We start from the raw sequence: 15,421 nt of genomic DNA, 5'->3' as shown, positions 1-15,421 counted from the left end.
GCGGTGAGCTCTGCGCGACCTCCTCAACCAGCGGTGAGCTCTGCGCGACCTCCTCGACCGGCGGCTGATGTGCTGTCTGGTGAGCGATCAGGCGCGCAGGAGGCGGGCGGCCTCGGAGGCCCAGTAAGTCAGGACCACGTCCGCCCCGGCGCGGCGGATCGAGGTGAGAGTCTCCAGGATGGCGGCCTCGCGGTCGATCCAGCCATGGGCGGCCGCGGCCTCGACCATGGCGTACTCGCCAGAGATGTTGTAGGCGGCGACAGGTACGTCGACGGCGTCGCGCACGCGGCGTACGACGTCGAGGTAGGCCAGGGCGGGCTTGACCATGACGATGTCGGCGCCCTGCTCGACGTCGAGCAGCGCCTCGCGGACGCCCTCGAGGGCGTTGGCGGGGTCCTGCTGGTAGGTGCGGCGGTCGCCCTCGAGCGAGGAGTCGACGGCCTCGCGGAAGGGCCCGAAGAAGGCGGAGGCGTACTTCGCGGAGTAGGCGAGGATCGACACGTGGCTGTGCCCGGCCTCGTCGAGCGCCTGGCGGACCACCGCGACCTGGCCGTCCATCATGCCGCTGGGGCCGACCATGTCGACACCGGCGTCAGCCTGCGCGAGCGCCATGTCGGCGTACGCCACCAGCGTGCGGTCGTTGTCGACCTCGCCGTCGGGCGTGAGCAGGCCGCAGTGCCCGTGGTCGGTGAACTCGTCGAGGCACAGGTCCGACATCACGGTGAGCTGGTCGCCCACCTCGGCCACCACGTCGGTGATCGCGAGGTTGAGCACGCCGGCGGGGTCGATCGCGCCCGACCCGGTGGCGTCCTTGTACTCCGGGATGCCGAAGAGCATCACGCCGCCGAGACCCAGCTCCGCCGCCTCGGAGACGGCCTGCTTGAGGGAGTCGCGCGAGTGCTGCACGACCCCGGGCATCGAGGAGATGGGTCGCGGCTCGGCGAGTCCCTCGCGCACGAAGACCGGGAGCACCAGTGAGCTCGGCACCACCGCCGTCTCCGCGACCATCCGGCGCAGCGCAGGGGTGCGCCGCAGCCGGCGGGGGCGGATCAGCGGCGTCTCGATCTCGCGGTGCTCCTCGGTCACTACTTGGCCCGGGCCTTCCGGCGACCCGAGGCGGTGCGCTCGCTCGGCCGGGTGACGGGCTCGCCGGCCTCCAGCATCGCGAGGCGGCGCGCGGCGCCGAAGTCGGCGAGGGCGTCGACCAGGACCTCGACGTCGGGCGTCGGGGCGAGGACGTCGACCCGCAGGCCGTGCTCCTCGGCGGTCTTGGCCGTCTGCGGGCCGATCACCGCGATGATCGTCGACGGGTGCGGCTTGCCGGCGATGCCGACCAGGTTGCGCACGGTCGAGGACGAGGTGAAGACGACCGCGTCGAACTTGCCCGTCTTGATCGCGTCGCGGACCGGTGCCGGCGGCGGGGTGGCGCGCACCGTGCGGTAGGCCGTCACGTCGTCGCACTCCCAGCCGAGGTCGATCAGGCCGGCGACGAGGTTCTCGGTCGCGATGTCGGCGCGCGGCAGGAAGACCCGGTTGATCGGGTCGAGCATGTCGTCGTAGGGCGGCCACTCCTCGAGCAGGCCGGCCGCCGACTGCTCACCGGAGGGCACCAGGTCGGCGCGCAGGCCCCACGCGGCGATCGCCTCGGCGGTCTTGTCACCGACCGCGGCGATCTTGAGGCCCGAGAACGCGCGGGCGTCGAGGCCGTACTCCTCGAACTTCTCGCGGACCGCCTTGACGGCGTTGACCGAGGTGAAGGCGATCCACTCGTAGCGGCCCTCCACCAGGCCGCGCACGGCCTTGTCCATCTGGAGCGGGTTGCGCGGCGGCTCGACCGAGATGGTCGGCACCTCCTCGGGCACCGCGCCGTACTCACGGAGGCGACGCGACAGCGAGCCGGCCTGCTCCTTGGTGCGGGGCACCAGCGTGCGCCAGCCGAACAGCGGCTTCGTCTCGAACCACGACAGGGTCTGGCGCAGGTCGACGACCTCGCCGATCACCGTGATCGCCGGCGGGGCGATGCGCGCGGCGCGCGCGTCGGCGGCGATGTTCGCGAGGGTCGAGATGAGGGTCTGCTGCTCGGTCGTGGTGCCCACGCGGGTCATCGCGACCGGCGTCTCGGCCGAGCGGCCGGCCTCGATGAGGGCCGCCGCGGTCTCACCGATGCTGCCCACGCCCGAGAGCAGCACGAGCGTGCGGTCGTCGGCGTAGGCGCTCCAGTCGACCTTGTCACCGCAGGTGACGACGGCCATCTCCTTGTGGCGCTTGGTGGTCAGCGGGATGCCGGCGTAGGCCGGGACCGCGCTCACCGAGGAGACACCGGGGACGACCTCGAAGCCGACGCCGGCCTTCACGCAGGCCTGCGCCTCCTCGGGGCCGGAGGCGTAGAGGAACGGGTCGCCGGTCATCAGTCGCACCACGCGCTGCTTCTTGCCGTGGCGTACGACGACCTTGGCGCGGGCCGCGTGGGTCAGGGGCTGGCCGTCCTCACCGAAGCCGCCGTCGACGATCTCCGGTCCGTCCTCGCCCTCGGCCAGGCCGAGGACGGAGCGGACCAGGGCGACGTGCTCGGGGGCCTCGGTCACGATGACCTCGGCGCTCTCGATCAGCTCCACGGCGCGCACCGTCAGCAGACCGGGGTCGCCCGGTCCACTGCCGACGAACGACACCCAGCCCGGGGTCGCCCCCTTGTCCTGGCTGCTGGCCTGCGGGGTCTGTACTCGCGTCATGCGTGCTGATTCCTCACTGGTGGTCCCTGTTCAAGTGGTGCCGTCATCAGGTCTGCTGCTCCCTCGTCGAGCATCGAGCCCGCGAGGCGTGTTCCCAATTCCTCGGCGTCGTCGACCGGGCCGGTGGCGCTCATCCGGACCGTGAGCGCGCCGTCGAGCGACATGGCCACGGCTCGCAGCCACAGCTCCTCGCCGTCCTCGCCCTCGACCACCTCGGCGAGCGTGCCCAGCGGGGCCGAGCAGCCGGCCTCGAGGGCGGACAGGACGGCGCGCTCGGCAGTCACGGCCGCGCGGGTGGCGCGGTCGTCCAGCTCGCCGAGCGCGGCGACCAGGTCGGAGTCGTCGGTGCGGCACTCGACCGCCAGCGCGCCCTGTCCGGGCGCGGGCAGCATCTGCAAGGGATCGAGCACCTCGGTGACCTCGTCGAGCCGGCCGAGGCGCGCGAGCCCGGCGCGGGCCAGGACGATCGCGTCCACCTCGCCCTCGCGCACCTTGCGGATCCGGGTGTCGACGTTGCCGCGGATGCCGTGCAGCTCGAGCCCGAGGCCGAGCGCCTCGAGCTGGCTCACGCGGCGCGGCGAGCCGGTGCCGAGGCGGCTGCCGACCGGCAGCTCGCCCAGGGTGAGGCCGTCACGTGCGACCACCACGTCGCGCGGGTCCTCGCGCGGCGGGATCGCGGCCAGCGTGATGCCCTCGGCGGGCGTGGTGGGCAGGTCCTTGAGCGAGTGGACGGCGACGTCGACGTGTCCGTAGAGCAGCGCGTCGCGCAGGGCGCTGACGAAGACCCCGGTGCCGCCCAGGGAGGCCAGCGGGGCGGCGCTGCGGTCGCCCTCGGTCGACACCTCGACCAGCTCGACCTCGCGGCCGAGGCGCTCGCGGATCAGGTCGGCGACCATGCCGGACTGGGTGGTGGCCAGCGCGGAGGCACGGGTGCCCAGGCGAAGAGTGCTCATTGCTTGTCCTCCGCCCTCGTCAGCGCGTCGACGGCGTCGGGGTCGAGGCGGAACAGCTCGGCCAGGGCGGCGGTGTAGGACACGGCCGGCTCGGCGTCGGCGAGCTCCTTGACGCGGACGGTCGGCTCGTGGAGCAGCTTGTCGGCGACCCGGCGCACGGTGTTGAGCACCTCGGCGCGGGTGGCCTCGTCGAGGCCCGGGAGGCGGGACGCGAGGCGCTCCATCTCCGCGTCGACGACTGAGGTGGCCATGGAGCGCAGGGCCACGACGGTCGGGGTGACGCTCGCCTGGCGGCGTACGGCCAGGAAGGCGGCGATCTCCTGGCCCACGATGGTGCGTACGTCGTCGACGCCCGCGGTCGCCTCCAGCCCGCGGAGCTCCTCGGCGAGCCCGGCGAGGCTGATCAGCTCGACGCCCGGCAGGTCGGCCACGGACGGGTCGACGTCGTGGGGCAGGGCGAGGTCGATGACGGCGAGCGGCCGGTCGCTGCCGCCGCGGGCGGTGACGACGTCGGCGAGGCGGACGAGCGGCTCGGGCGCGCCGGTGCAGGAGACGACGATGTCGGCCGTGGCCAGCTCGGTGGAGAGCTCGGTGAGCGGGACGGACGTGGCGCCGTACTCGGCGGCCAGGCGGTCGGCGTTGGACGTGGTGCGGTTGAGCACCGCGATGCTGTCGGCGCCACCGCGTGACAGGTGCGCGACCGCCAGGGACGCCATGGCCCCGGCACCGATGACGAGGGTGCGGGCGCCGGCGACGGGCACCGTGCTCCGCTCGAGCGCGGCGGTCACCAGCGAGGGGGCCGCCCGGTCGATGTCGGTCTCGGCATGAGCGCGCTTGCCGACGCGCAGCGCCTGCTGGAAGAGGGTGTTGAGGGCGGGGCCGACGGTGCCGTGCTCCTGCCCGATGCGCAGCGCGTCGCGGGTCTGGCCGAGGATCTGGCCCTCACCGACGACCATCGAGTCCAGCCCGGCCGCCACCTGGAAGAGGTGCGAGACCGCACCCTCGTCGTAGTGGACGTAGAGGTGCGGCAGCAGCGCCTCCGTGGACTTCTCGGCGCGCGCGACGAGCAGGCCGGACAGGTCCTCCACGCTGCCGTGGAAGCGGTCGACCTCGGCGTAGACCTCGAGCCGGTTGCAGGTGACGATCGCGGTCGCCTCCGAGACGTGCTCGCCGGCGATCACGTCGGTGATCAGCTTGATGGTGCCGTCGCCGTCGAGCGCGAGCTTCTCGAGCAGCTCGACCGGGGCCGACTTGTGGGAGATCCCCACCACGAGGACGCTCACGAGACCACCTCCGATCCGGTCACGACCGACTTGCGCTGCTCGTGGTAGGCGAGGATCTGCAGCTCGATGGACAGGTCCACCTTGCGCACGTCGACGCCGTCGGGCACCGAGAGCACGGTCGGCGCGAAGTTGAGGATGCTGGTGATGCCGGTGGCGACCATGCGGTCGGCGACGGCCTGGGCGGCGACCGCGGGCGTCGCGATCACGCCGATGGAGACCGCGTGCTCGGCGACGATCGACTCGAGGTCGTCGAAGGAGCGCACCTCGAGGCCGGCGACGACCTCCTCGTGGCGGCTGGGGTCGGCGTCGAGGAGCGCGACGACACGGAAGCCGCGGCTGCGGAACCCGGAGTAGTTGGCGAGCGCGTGGCCCAGGTTGCCGATACCGACGATGACCACGGGCCAGTCCTGCTCCACGCCGATCTCGCGGGCGATCTGGTAGCGGAGGTACTCGACGTCGTAGCCGACACCGCGGGTGCCGTAGCTGCCGAGGTAGGAGAGGTCCTTGCGCAGCTTCGCGCTGTTGACGCCCGCCGCGGCGGCGAGCTCCTCGCTGGAGCAGGTGGTGGTGCCGGCCTCCGCGAGGGAGGTGAGGGCACGCAGGTACACGGGAAGCCGAGCGACGGTTGCCTCGGGAATTTCCCGGGCAGAGTCGGGTGTCCGTGCGGTCACAGCTGCTTCTTTCCAGTCCCCGCGAACCTCGCGTGGACTCCGCCACTGTAGGAGTTTGTGAACGGGAGAACAAAACGTGGACGAGGGCGGCTAGCACATGTGAGAAGACCCACCCGACGCGGGGGTCCGCCGACTTGCGCGGAGGGCCTGCGAAGGCGTACTGCGTCAGGCCAGCGCGGCCCTGAGCCGCGCCTCGTCGACCCGCCAGAAGTCGTGCTGGCGCCCGTCGACGAAGGTCACCGGGATCTCCTCGCCGAAGCGGTCCTGGAGGTCGCCGTCGGACTCGATGTCGACCTCGACCCACGTCTCGCCGAGGTCATCGCACACCCGCGCGACGACCTCCCGGGCGGCGTCGCAGAGGTGGCAGCCCGGCCGGGAGTAGAGGGTGACGCGGGGCTCGGTGCTCATCCGGCGCTCATTCCAGCAGGCCCAGCGTGCGTCGTCGTTCGATCCCGCGCAGGCGCCCCTTCTGGACCTTGCCGGTGCCGGTGAGCGGGAGCTCCTCGACGACCTCGATGCGCGTCGGCTGCTTGAACCGGGCCAGACGCTCCGCGCAGTGGGCTCGTACGGCGTCCTCGAGCCCGTCCGCGGCACCGCCACGCGCGACGACGTAGGCGACGACCGCCTCCCCCGTCTCCGGGTCGGGCGCGCCGATGACCGCGACGTCGGCCACGCCGGCCACCTCGCGGATCACGTCCTCGACCTCGGTCGGATAGACGTTGAAGCCGCTGACGATGACGAGCTCCTTGACCCGGTCGACGAGGAACAGGTCGCCGCTCGCGTCGAGGAATCCCACGTCTCCCGTGCCGTACCAGCCGTCCGGTCCGGGTCCGTCTGCGCCGTCGGGCCAGTAGCCGCTGAAGAGGTTGTCGCCCCGGATCTCGATCACGCCGGGGTCCTCGCCCTCGACCTGGCCATGGGTCTCGTCAACCAGCCTGATCTCGATGCCGGGCAGGGCCGCGCCGACCGATCCGGGCTGGTGGGCGCGGCTGCACAGGGTGCTCGTGACGACGGGTGAGGCCTCGGTGAGGCCGTAGCCCTGGTGCACAGGGATCCCCGTGATCGAGGTGAACTCCTCGATGACCGCCGGCTCGAGCGGCGCGGAGCCGGACAGCACCAGTCGCACCGGCCCGAGGCGCTCGCGGAGGTGCTCGTCCGGCAGCCAGTGGGCGAAGACGGGCGGGGCGATCGGCACCACGCTGCACGCCTCGTCGTCGATGAGGTCGAGGACGGCCTGCGGCTCGAACTGCTCGACCAGCAGCAACCGGGCCCGGTGGCGCAGCACGCCGCCGAGGACGGCGTTGAGGCCGTAGACGTGGAAGAGCGGGAGCACGCCGAGCACCACGTCGTCGCCGTGCATCATCGGCGGCTCGACCGCCGCGACCTGCTCGATGTTGGCCAGCAGCGCCCGGTGGCTGAGCATCGCGGCGCGCGGCAGGCCGGAGGTGCCGCTCGTGTAGAGGAGGGCGGCGAGCTTCTCGGGGTCGGGCAGCGGCGGCACCGGTCGTACGACGTCCGCGCGGAGGTCGGCGAAGGCCACCTCCCCCTCCCCGGGCTCGGCGCCGGTGACCACGACGACCGGGGCGGGGACGTCCCCGAGCTCGCCCAGCGCTGTGCGTACGACGTCGAGCGCGGTCTCGTCGACCACGAGGAGCCGCGTGCCCGAGTCGACGAGCATCCGGGCGATCTCGCCGGGGGCGGAGCGCGGGTTGACCGGGACCGCGACGACCTGGGCACGGAGGACGCCGAGGTAGGCGGTCACGAACTCGATCCGGTTGCCCACCACGATCATCACGCGCTGCCCGGCACGGATGCCGCGGGCACCCAGACCGGTGGCGATCCGGCCGACCTCGTCCTCGAGACCGGCCCAGGTGAGGGTGCGTCCGCCGCTCTCCACGAGGGCCTGCCGGTCGGGCACGTCAGCGGCAGCCTCGGCCACGAGGGCGGAGATGTCGTTGCGCGGCATGCGTCGATCCTTCCACAGCCTGGCGCCACGGATCGGCGGAGCCGGCCACGGCTAGGCTTCTGACGTGACCCCGTCCGAGCGGCCCCGTCGCCTCAACCTGCAGCAGCGTTCGGTGCTCGCGGGCGAGGCTGCGGCGGCCTCCGCGGAGGTCGAGAGCGCGCTCCTCACGCCCGGCGACGTGACGGCGGCGGCGTTCTTCGACGTGGACAACACCGTCATGCAGGGCGCCAGCATCTTCCACTTCGCACGGGGCCTGCACCGCCGCAAGTTCTTCACCACGCGCGAGATCGCCGGGGCGGCGTGGAAGCAGGCCTACTTCCGCATCGTCGGGGTCGAGGACCCCGAGCACGTCGCCGAGGCACGCAACTCGGCGCTGTCCTTCATCGCCGGGCACACGACCGCCGAACTCGAGGAGCTCGGCGAGGCGATCTTCGACGAGGCCATGGCGCACCGGATCTGGCCCGGCACCCGCGCCCTCGCCCAGCTCCACCTCGACGAGGGCCAGCGGGTCTGGCTGGTGACGGCCGCGCCCATCGAGATCGCCAGCATCATCGCCCGGCGCCTGGGCCTGACGGGCGCGATGGGCACCGTCGCCGAGCACGTGGACGGCGTCTACACCGGTCGCCTGGTCGGTGACCTGCTGCACGGACCGGCCAAGGCCGAGGCGATCAAGGCGCTCGCCGCCCGTGAGGGCCTCGACCTCGCGCGCTGCTCGGCGTACTCCGACTCCAGCAACGACCTGCCCATGCTCTCCCTGGTCGGCGACCCCTGCGCGATCAACCCCGACGCGCGCCTGCGCGCGCACGCGCGGGCGCACGGGTGGCGGATCCACGACTACCGCACCGGACGCAAGGCGGCCCGGGCCGGCCTGATCACGGCGGCGGTCGCGGGCGCGGTGTCCGGGGCCGTCGCCGCGGGCGCCAGCCTGCGAGGGCGCGACCACTCCGCCTGACCCTCACCCGTACGAATGTGTAACTGGTAGTTACTCACGGGTTCACAAGACCGGCGCTGCCGCTTATCGTGGAGAATGCTGCAACCGGGAGGGATGTCCGCATGCGGTCACGACAGGGACTCGAGCGCTCGCTCGAGGAGGGGCTCGACGCGCTACGGCGCGCGGTGTGGGCTGCCCTCTCGCCGCAGCTGTCGGCCCAGCTCTCGGGCCTGGTGCTGCTGGCCGAGACGGCCGCGCCCGGCTCCGCGTCCCTCGCCGGCGGCGGCGGTCCGAGGCACTCCTCGGGCTCGAGCCCGGTCGGCGACGAGGACCAGGCCGTCTCCTCGGAGGTCGACGAGGCCGAGCGCGAGCGCCTGATCGCGCTGGTCGAGCTCGCCCGCTCCGGCGACAAGGAGGCCTTCGGGCTCCTCTACGACCACTACCACGGCTCGGTCTACCGGTTCCTCTACTACCGCACCCGGTCCCAGACGCTGGCCGAGGACCTCACCTCCGAGACCTTCTTCCGTGCGCTGCGCAGCATGAACAACTTCCGCTGGCAGGGCAAGGACTTCGGCGCCTGGCTGATGACCATCGCGCGCAACCTCACCACCGACCACTTCAAGGCCGGCCGCACCCGCCTCGAGATGACGACCGAGGACATGACTCCTCACGACGACGCCACCGAGGGCCCGGAGAGCGCCGTCCTCGCCAGCCTCACCAACGAGGCCCTGCTCAAGGCGCTGACAGAGCTGCCGACCGAGCAGCGCGAGTGCCTCATCATGCGGTTCCTGCAGGGCCTGTCCATCGCCGAGACGGCGCTGGCGCTCGACCGCTCGGACGGCGCCGTGAAGCAGCTCCAGCTGCGCGGCGTACGCAACCTGGCCAAGCTCCTGCCCGAGGGGTTGAGGGACACATGACCTCACCCGTAACCCCCGCCTCGTCTTGCTCGTTCGTCTGTGTGGGAGCACCCACCAGCAGTGAGACAGGACGAGCGCGATGACACCCGCCTTCTCGGCACGACGACGTGCCGACGAGTTCGAGGCACTTCTCTCCCCGAGCCACGACACGCCGCTCGGCGAGCGTGACGCGGCTCGTTTCGCTGCCCTGCTCGACGTCGTGTCCGACCTGCGCGCGCTGCCCGAGGTGGCTCCGCGTCCCGAGTTCGTCAGCTCGCTGCGCGAGAGGCTGATGGCGGAGGCCGACACCGTCCTCGTACGCCAGCCCGCCGCCCCGTCGCGGCTGGCGATGCCGGTCACCACGCGCACCCGCGACCGTCGCGTGGCCACCCTGCTCGGCGGTGCCGCGCTGGTCGGTGCCACCGCCACGATGGCCGTGGCCGCCCAGACCGCGTTGCCGGGTGAGTCCCTCTACGGCGTCAAGCGCGGCATCGAGTCGGCGCAGGTGCGTCTCGCCGGCGACGACGCCGCGCGAGGGCGCACCCTCCTCGCTCAGGCCGAGACCCGTCTCGACGAGCTCGAGCAGATCGCCGCCGGCGACGGCGGCACCGACAAGCTCGCCCCCGACACCCTCGACGCGTTCACCGACCAGTCCGGCGACGGCGTGCGCAGCCTGCTGCAGGCCTACGAGGGCGGCGGGTCGGAGCAGGACGTCCAGGACGCACGCGACTTCACCGTGCGGAGCATGGAGCGTCTCGACGCGCTCCAGCCGCAGCTCCCGGCCAGCGCCCGCGACGAGCTGCTCGCGGCCGGCCGCACACTGACCGACCTCGACATGGAGATCAGCACCGCCTGCGTGACCTGCAGCGGCGGCATCACCACCACGCCCGACTTCCTGCTGAGCAGCGCCCCGCAGGACCTGCTCACCGGGCTCGACAGCGACGAGCAGACGCTCGAGGCCGCGCCCGTCTCGGGCCAGGACCTCACCGGCATCACCGTTCCGGAGGTCCTGCAGTCCCCCGGCGCCGGCCTGCCCGGCTCACCCGCGACGACTCCGACCCTCGCGCCAGAGACCCTGCTCCCCGACCCCACCGGCCAGGGCCCCACCAAGCAGGACCCGACGAAGGACCCGACCAAGCCGGTCAAGGAGGTCACCCAGGGCGTCACCGACGCCACGAGCGACCTGGCCAGCCAGCTCGACGGCGTCACCGGAGGTGCGCTCGGCGGCCTCACCACGGGCGCCGACGACGCCACCGGCGGCCTCATCGGTGAGGTCACCGGCACCGTGGACGGCGTCACCGGCAACACGGTGACCGGTTCGACCGGCGGGCTCCTCCCCTAGCCTCCAGGATTTCAAGCGGGGACGCGCGCTACTTGCTGAAGACCCCGTCGCGGTCGCGCAGCAGGTCGAAGAGCGTGTGCTGGATGGTCTCGCGCACCTGGTCGGTGACGTTGAAGACCAGCATCGGGTCCTCGGCCTCGGCGGCGTCGTAGGAGTCGGTGCGGATCGGCTCGCCGAACTCGAGGATCCACTTCGAGGGCAGCGGCACCAGGCCCAGCGGACCGAGCCACGGGAAGAACGGCGTGATCGGGATGTAGGGCACCCCCAGCAGCCGCGCCAGCGACGGCACGTTGCCGACGAGGGGATAGATCTCCTCGGCCCCGACGACGGAGAGCGGGATGATGGGTACGCCGGTGCGCAGGGCGGCGGACACGAAGCCGCCGCGGCCGAAGCGCTGCAGCTTGTAGCGCTCGCTGAACGGCTTGCCGATGCCCTTGAAGCCCTCGGGCCAGACACCGACCAGGTCGCCGCCGGACAGCATCCGCTCGGCGTCCTCCACGCACGCCAAGGTGGCGCCGCCCTTGCGGGCCAGGGAGCTGACCACCGGGAGCTTGAAGACCAGGTCGGCGCCGAGCGGGCGCAGGAAGCGGCCGGTGTGGTCGTGCACGGTGAGCATGGTCATCAGGCCGTCGAGCGGCACGGTGCCCGAGTGGTTGGACACGACGAGAGCACCGCCCTCGGCCGGGATGTTCTCCAGCCCGCGCACCTCGAGGCGGAACCACTTCTCCGCCACCGGCCGCAGCGCAGCCATGAAGAACCGCTCGGTGAGCTCGCGGTCGAAGCCGTAGTCGTCGACCTCGTAGTCGCCCTCGAGCCGGCGCCGCACGAAGGCCATCAGCTCGGCGAGCCGGCGCTCCCAGTCGTCACCGAAGACCTCCAGCGCTGCGCCCTGGAGGGCGGACAACCAGTCGCCGACGGGGATGCCCGTGCGCGGCTCGGCGGTGGTCTGCTCCGTGCTCGGCTGCTCGCGGGGCGCCTCACCGTCGGTGGGCTCGGCAGCCGCGTGCACCGTGGGCGTCTCCGCAGCCTCGGCGGCCTTCTCGGTGGACTTCCCGGCGGACTTCTTCGCAGCGGGCTTCGGGGACTTCCTGGCCGCGGGCTTCTTCGCGGCGGGGGCAAGGTTGCGAGCCGCCGAGGAGGGTCGCGCACTGCCCGAGCCGCGCCCGGGACGGCCGCCCGTGCCGATCGGGATGACCTTGGCGTCCCCGCGCGCTTCCTCAGCCACGGCCCGCTCCCACGGTCGGCGCGGCACCGAGGTCGCGGCAGAAGTCGGCGAACGCCTCAGCGGTGGTGAACTCGGGCTCGAAGCCGAGCTGGGTGCGCATCCGGGTCGTGTCCACCCCTCGACCGTAGGTGAGGAACCCCAGCTGCTCGGGCGAGAAGTCCGACAGGCGAGCCTGGCGCATCGTCGCGCCCAGGCGCCCGACGGCGAAGCGCGGCATCGCGACCGACGGGCGGCCGAGACGGCGTACGGCCTGGCTCAGCGTGAGCAGCCCGTCGCCGGCGACGTTGAAGGTGCCCGGGATGCCGGAGACGGCGGCGTGGCGCAGCACCCGGAGCAGGTCGTCCTCGTGGAGGAACTGCAGGCGTGGGTCGAAGCCCAGCACGCGCGGGATCACGGGGAGCCGGAAGTAGTTGGTCAACGGGCTCGAGACGTGGGGCCCGATGACGTTGGCGGCGCGGATCATGGTCACGTCGACGTCGGGACGCCGGCGGGCGAAGCCACGGACGTAACCCTCGACCTCGTAGACGTCCTTGCCGTAGCCGGAGGACGGCAGGCGCTTGGGCCCCATGTCCTCGGAGAACATCGCGGGGTCGCGCGGGCTCGAGCCGTAGACGGTCGTCGTCGACTTCACGACCAGGCGCTCGACGGTCGTCGACTTCTGGCACGCAGCGAGCAGCTGCATGGAGCCGATGACGTTGAGCTCCTTCATCGTCCCGCGACCGCCGGCCGAGCCGGGCGTGGCGATCACGCTCATGTGGACGACGGTGTCGACGTCCTCCTTGGCGATGACCTTCGCGATGACCGGGTTGCGGATGTCAGCGCGGACGAAGGAGACGTCCCCGATGTCGCCGCGCGGGGGGACGACATCGACCCCGATGACCCGCTCGATGGACGGGTCGCCGGCCGCGGCGCGCGCGAAGCGTCGCCCGATGTCCCGGGAGATCCCGGTGACCAGCACGACCCGCCCCATGGTCGAAAGGTGTTACTTGCCGAGCTTGCGGCGCTGCACGCGCGTCTTCTTGAGCAGCTTGCGGTGCTTCTTCTTGGCCATGCGCTTGCGCCGCTTCTTGATGACAGAACCCACGGATCAGACCTTCCTATCGGCCGACGCTCGTCGGCCGGACCCGCTCACCCTACTTGGCAGGTGCGCGCAGCGTGAAAACGCCTCTGGAAGGCGGACCCGGAGGTCAGCCGGCGTTGTAGAAGCTCTTGCGCAGGTATTCGTTGACGTCGTCCTCGGTCACGCGGAAGGAGCGACCGACGCGGACCGCGGGCAGCTCACCACCGTGGACGAGGCGGTAGACCGTCATCTTCGAGACGCGCATCTTGGCCGCGACCTCGGCGATGGTCAGGAAATGGGCCTCGGACATGTCGCCAGGGGTGTTCTCAGCCATGGTGTGCACCGATCCTTCTGCGCGGCGACGGCGCCGGCTTCCCCGCCGGCGTCACAGGCGTGCCGCTCCTCGTGAGAATAGGGCTCGCGTGACGCATGGGGAAGAGGAATGCCAGAGAAACTTATGTGACTGGCGGCGTGTCGGGTTGAATCTTTACCTGATCTCCCCCGAAGCCTCGATGGCCACCGGTTCGTCAGGGCAGCGGGTCGAGGCCGTGGAGCGGGAAGACCTCCATGCGCGTGGCGTGGATCGCGCGGTCCAGCCAGGCCTCGGGGTCGTACCCCGAGGACCAGTCGCGGTAGGCCGGGGTGCGCCCGTCCGTCATCCGGTGGGGCGCGGTGGCGCCCAGCACCTCCTCGACGTACGCCCGCCAACCGGGTGGCGTCGCCGTGGCGGGGTCGAGCGGGCGGCCGGACGCGATCGCGAGCAGGTGCGTCCAGGCCCGCGGCACGACGTCGACGATCGAGTAGCCACCCCCGCCGGTGACGACCCACCGGCCGCCGGCCACCTCGTGGGCGAGCTCGTGGAGGGCGAGGTAGGCCGCGCGCTGGCCGTCGACGCTCAGCATCATGTGCGCGAGCGGGTCGTTCATGTGGGAGTCGCAGCCGTGCTGGGTGACGAGGACGTCGGGCGCGAACTCGCGCAGGATCGGCGGCACCACGGCGTGGAAGGCGCGCAGCCAGCCGGCGTCGGACGTCCCGGGCGGGAGCGCGACGTTGACCGCGCTGCCCTCGGCACCTTCGCCACCCGTGTCGGACGGGAAGCCGGTGCCCGGGAACAGCATCTGGCCGGTCTCGTGCAGGGAGATCGTGAGCACGCGCGGGTCGTCGTAGAAGATCTTCTCCACGCCGTCACCGTGGTGGACGTCGATGTCGACGTAGGCGACCCGCTCGGCGCCGTCGGCCAGCAGCTGCTTGATGCCGACGGCGACGTCGTTGTAGATGCAGAAGCCGCTCGCCCGGTCGGGCATCGCGTGGTGCAGGCCGCCCGCGATGTTGACCGAGTGCAGCGACTCGCCGCTCCACACCTGCCGGAACGCCTCGAGGCTGGCCCCGACGACGTGGGCGCTCGCGACGTGCATGTCGGTGAACACCGGGTCGTCCTCGGTGCCGAGCCCGCGGGACTCGTCGACCCAGCCCGGCGTCGTCCCTGCCTTGGTGACGGCCTCGATCAGGCCCGCGTCGTGGACGGTCGCGATCTGCTCCGGCGTCGCGAAGGGCGCGTCGACGCGCTTGATGCCCTCCAGCACGCCCAGCTCGTCGGCCAGGCGCATGGTCAGGTCGACGCGCACCGGCGACATCGGGTGGGTGGGCCCGAAGTTGTAGTCGGTGAGCGTGGGGTCGAACACGACTGACGTGGGCCCGGCGCACTCCATGTGACGGACGTTACCGCTGCTGCTGCTCGTCGGGCACGGCGACCACGACGGTGTTGCCGAAGTAGCGCCCGGCGGCCCAGTCGGCGCACGTCACGAGGACGACGCGAGGGTGGCCGTCCAGGGCGAACAGCTCCTGCGCGGCAACCGCCAGCTGTTGCTTGCTGAGGTCACGCACCGCGGCGACGACGTACGTGACGCGACCGCGGGGCGTGTCCACCCGGACGGTGTCGCCGGGGCGCACGTCGGCCAGGTCGTCGAAGACCCCGCCGCCGCTCCGGACCGTGTGCCCCGCCAGCACGACCGCTCCGGTGCGGGCGCCCGCTCGCGCGCCGCCTGCCCACCAGCCGACAAGCGTCGGGTCGGCGGGCGGGACCAGGACGCCAGCGTCAGCGACGACGGGTTCCACGGCGGCGGCGACGCCGATGCTGGGGATCCGCAGCGCCAGCGGCACGCCGCTGACGTACGCGCCTCGCGCCGGGCGGGCGTACGTCCAGCTCCCGCTCCAGCTCGCGGTCCAGCTCGCGGCCCAGCTCGCAGGCTCGGGGCTCGGCGACCCGGCTGGAGCACCGGGCGCCAGGACGAACGCGAGAGAGGCGAGCACCAGGGCGAGGATTCCACGGCGGACGGTGCCGCTGGGGTGGACGACTCGCACGGTG

The 15,421-nt window shown here is 72.2% G+C and carries 16 protein-coding genes; 3 read left to right on the top strand and 13 right to left on the bottom strand.

Annotation, left to right across the window (positions count from 1 at the left end):
* Window positions 1-87: 87 nt before the first annotated feature.
* The 7 genes from hemB to ACS3YM_RS00790 form a co-directional block, all read right to left on the bottom strand.
* The gene (hemB, locus tag ACS3YM_RS00820; protein WP_439938152.1) at window positions 88-1,086 is read right to left on the bottom strand and encodes a porphobilinogen synthase; all 999 of its coding nucleotides are present in this window, start codon (window positions 1,084-1,086) and stop codon (window positions 88-90) included.
* Entirely contained in the window at window positions 1,086-2,729 is a 1,644-nt protein-coding gene (locus ACS3YM_RS00815) for a uroporphyrinogen-III synthase (RefSeq protein WP_439938151.1), read from the bottom strand. The genes hemB and ACS3YM_RS00815 overlap by 1 nt, the downstream gene beginning before the upstream one ends.
* Window positions 2,726-3,682 (bottom strand): hydroxymethylbilane synthase, encoded by a 957-nt coding sequence (gene hemC / locus ACS3YM_RS00810; RefSeq protein ID WP_439938150.1) that lies wholly within the window; start codon window positions 3,680-3,682, stop codon window positions 2,726-2,728. The genes ACS3YM_RS00815 and hemC overlap by 4 nt, the downstream gene beginning before the upstream one ends.
* Window positions 3,679-4,965: a glutamyl-tRNA reductase gene (locus tag ACS3YM_RS00805; protein WP_439938149.1), complete on the bottom strand. Its 1,287-nt coding sequence runs from the start codon at window positions 4,963-4,965 to the stop codon at window positions 3,679-3,681. Before ACS3YM_RS00805 ends, hemC begins: the two co-directional genes overlap by 4 nt.
* Window positions 4,962-5,636, bottom strand: a complete 675-nt coding sequence (locus tag ACS3YM_RS00800; RefSeq protein ID WP_439938148.1) for a redox-sensing transcriptional repressor Rex — start codon at window positions 5,634-5,636, stop codon at window positions 4,962-4,964. Before ACS3YM_RS00800 ends, ACS3YM_RS00805 begins: the two co-directional genes overlap by 4 nt.
* A 165-nt stretch (window positions 5,637-5,801) precedes the next feature.
* The gene (locus ACS3YM_RS00795) at window positions 5,802-6,044 is read right to left on the bottom strand and encodes a glutaredoxin family protein (protein WP_439938147.1); all 243 of its coding nucleotides are present in this window, start codon (window positions 6,042-6,044) and stop codon (window positions 5,802-5,804) included.
* 7 nt (window positions 6,045-6,051) lie between these two features.
* On the bottom strand, window positions 6,052-7,602 hold the full coding sequence (locus ACS3YM_RS00790; protein ID WP_439938146.1) for a class I adenylate-forming enzyme family protein: 1,551 nt from the start codon (window positions 7,600-7,602) through the stop codon (window positions 6,052-6,054).
* Between the two features lie 64 nt (window positions 7,603-7,666).
* On the opposite strand from ACS3YM_RS00790, the gene ACS3YM_RS00785 reads away from it, so the two are divergent.
* From ACS3YM_RS00785 to ACS3YM_RS00775, 3 genes are all read left to right on the top strand, one after another.
* Window positions 7,667-8,554: an HAD family hydrolase gene (locus ACS3YM_RS00785; RefSeq protein ID WP_439938145.1), complete on the top strand. Its 888-nt coding sequence runs from the start codon at window positions 7,667-7,669 to the stop codon at window positions 8,552-8,554.
* Window positions 8,555-8,655: 101 nt separating this feature from the next.
* Window positions 8,656-9,450, top strand: coding sequence for a sigma-70 family RNA polymerase sigma factor (locus ACS3YM_RS00780; RefSeq protein ID WP_439938144.1), 795 nt, complete (start codon window positions 8,656-8,658; stop codon window positions 9,448-9,450).
* Between the two features lie 79 nt (window positions 9,451-9,529).
* A complete protein-coding gene (locus tag ACS3YM_RS00775; RefSeq protein WP_439938143.1) occupies window positions 9,530-10,771 on the top strand; it encodes a DUF5667 domain-containing protein in 1,242 nt (413 codons plus the stop codon).
* A gap of 28 nt (window positions 10,772-10,799) precedes the next feature.
* Here the strand turns inward: ACS3YM_RS00775 and ACS3YM_RS00770 are convergent, their stop codons facing one another.
* From ACS3YM_RS00770 to ACS3YM_RS00745, 6 genes are all read right to left on the bottom strand, one after another.
* Entirely contained in the window at window positions 10,800-11,780 is a 981-nt protein-coding gene (locus ACS3YM_RS00770; protein WP_439939812.1) for a lysophospholipid acyltransferase family protein, read from the bottom strand.
* A 208-nt stretch (window positions 11,781-11,988) separates the two neighbouring features.
* Complete coding sequence (locus ACS3YM_RS00765; protein WP_439938142.1) at window positions 11,989-12,966, bottom strand: SDR family oxidoreductase; 978 nt, start codon at window positions 12,964-12,966, stop codon at window positions 11,989-11,991.
* A 12-nt stretch (window positions 12,967-12,978) separates the two neighbouring features.
* Window positions 12,979-13,080, bottom strand: coding sequence for a 30S ribosomal protein bS22 (locus ACS3YM_RS00760; RefSeq protein ID WP_008356322.1), 102 nt, complete (start codon window positions 13,078-13,080; stop codon window positions 12,979-12,981).
* 103 nt (window positions 13,081-13,183) lie between these two features.
* Window positions 13,184-13,390, bottom strand: coding sequence for a helix-turn-helix domain-containing protein (locus ACS3YM_RS00755; protein ID WP_156385092.1), 207 nt, complete (start codon window positions 13,388-13,390; stop codon window positions 13,184-13,186).
* Window positions 13,391-13,583: 193 nt separating this feature from the next.
* Window positions 13,584-14,738: an acetoin utilization protein AcuC gene (locus ACS3YM_RS00750; RefSeq protein WP_439938141.1), complete on the bottom strand. Its 1,155-nt coding sequence runs from the start codon at window positions 14,736-14,738 to the stop codon at window positions 13,584-13,586.
* Window positions 14,739-14,775: 37 nt separating this feature from the next.
* Window positions 14,776-15,417: a class F sortase gene (locus ACS3YM_RS00745; protein WP_439938140.1), complete on the bottom strand. Its 642-nt coding sequence runs from the start codon at window positions 15,415-15,417 to the stop codon at window positions 14,776-14,778.
* Window positions 15,418-15,421: the final 4 nt, after the last annotated feature.

The organism is Nocardioides sp. N13(2025) (assembly GCF_051912545.1).
GTDB lineage: Bacteria > Actinomycetota > Actinomycetes > Propionibacteriales > Nocardioidaceae > Nocardioides.
Note: the sequence above shows the minus strand (reverse complement) of the source record. Positions and strands in the feature narration are given on the sequence as shown.

Bases quoted from the DNA above. Each gene is read 5' to 3' on its own strand.
- ACS3YM_RS00815 (WP_439938151.1), bottom strand. From the start codon at position 2,729: ATGACGCGAGTACAGACCCCGCAGGCCAGCAGCCAGGACAAGGGGGCG.
- hemC (WP_439938150.1), bottom strand. From the start codon at position 3,682: ATGAGCACTCTTCGCCTGGGCACCCGTGCCTCCGCGCTGGCCACCACC.
- ACS3YM_RS00795 (WP_439938147.1), bottom strand. From the start codon at position 6,044: ATGAGCACCGAGCCCCGCGTCACCCTCTACTCCCGGCCGGGCTGCCAC.
- ACS3YM_RS00790 (WP_439938146.1), bottom strand. From the start codon at position 7,602: ATGCCGCGCAACGACATCTCCGCCCTCGTGGCCGAGGCTGCCGCTGAC.
- ACS3YM_RS00780 (WP_439938144.1), top strand. From the start codon at position 8,656: ATGCGGTCACGACAGGGACTCGAGCGCTCGCTCGAGGAGGGGCTCGAC.
- ACS3YM_RS00775 (WP_439938143.1), top strand. From the start codon at position 9,530: ATGACACCCGCCTTCTCGGCACGACGACGTGCCGACGAGTTCGAGGCA.
- ACS3YM_RS00765 (WP_439938142.1), bottom strand. From the start codon at position 12,966: ATGGGGCGGGTCGTGCTGGTCACCGGGATCTCCCGGGACATCGGGCGA.
- ACS3YM_RS00755 (WP_156385092.1), bottom strand. From the start codon at position 13,390: ATGGCTGAGAACACCCCTGGCGACATGTCCGAGGCCCATTTCCTGACC.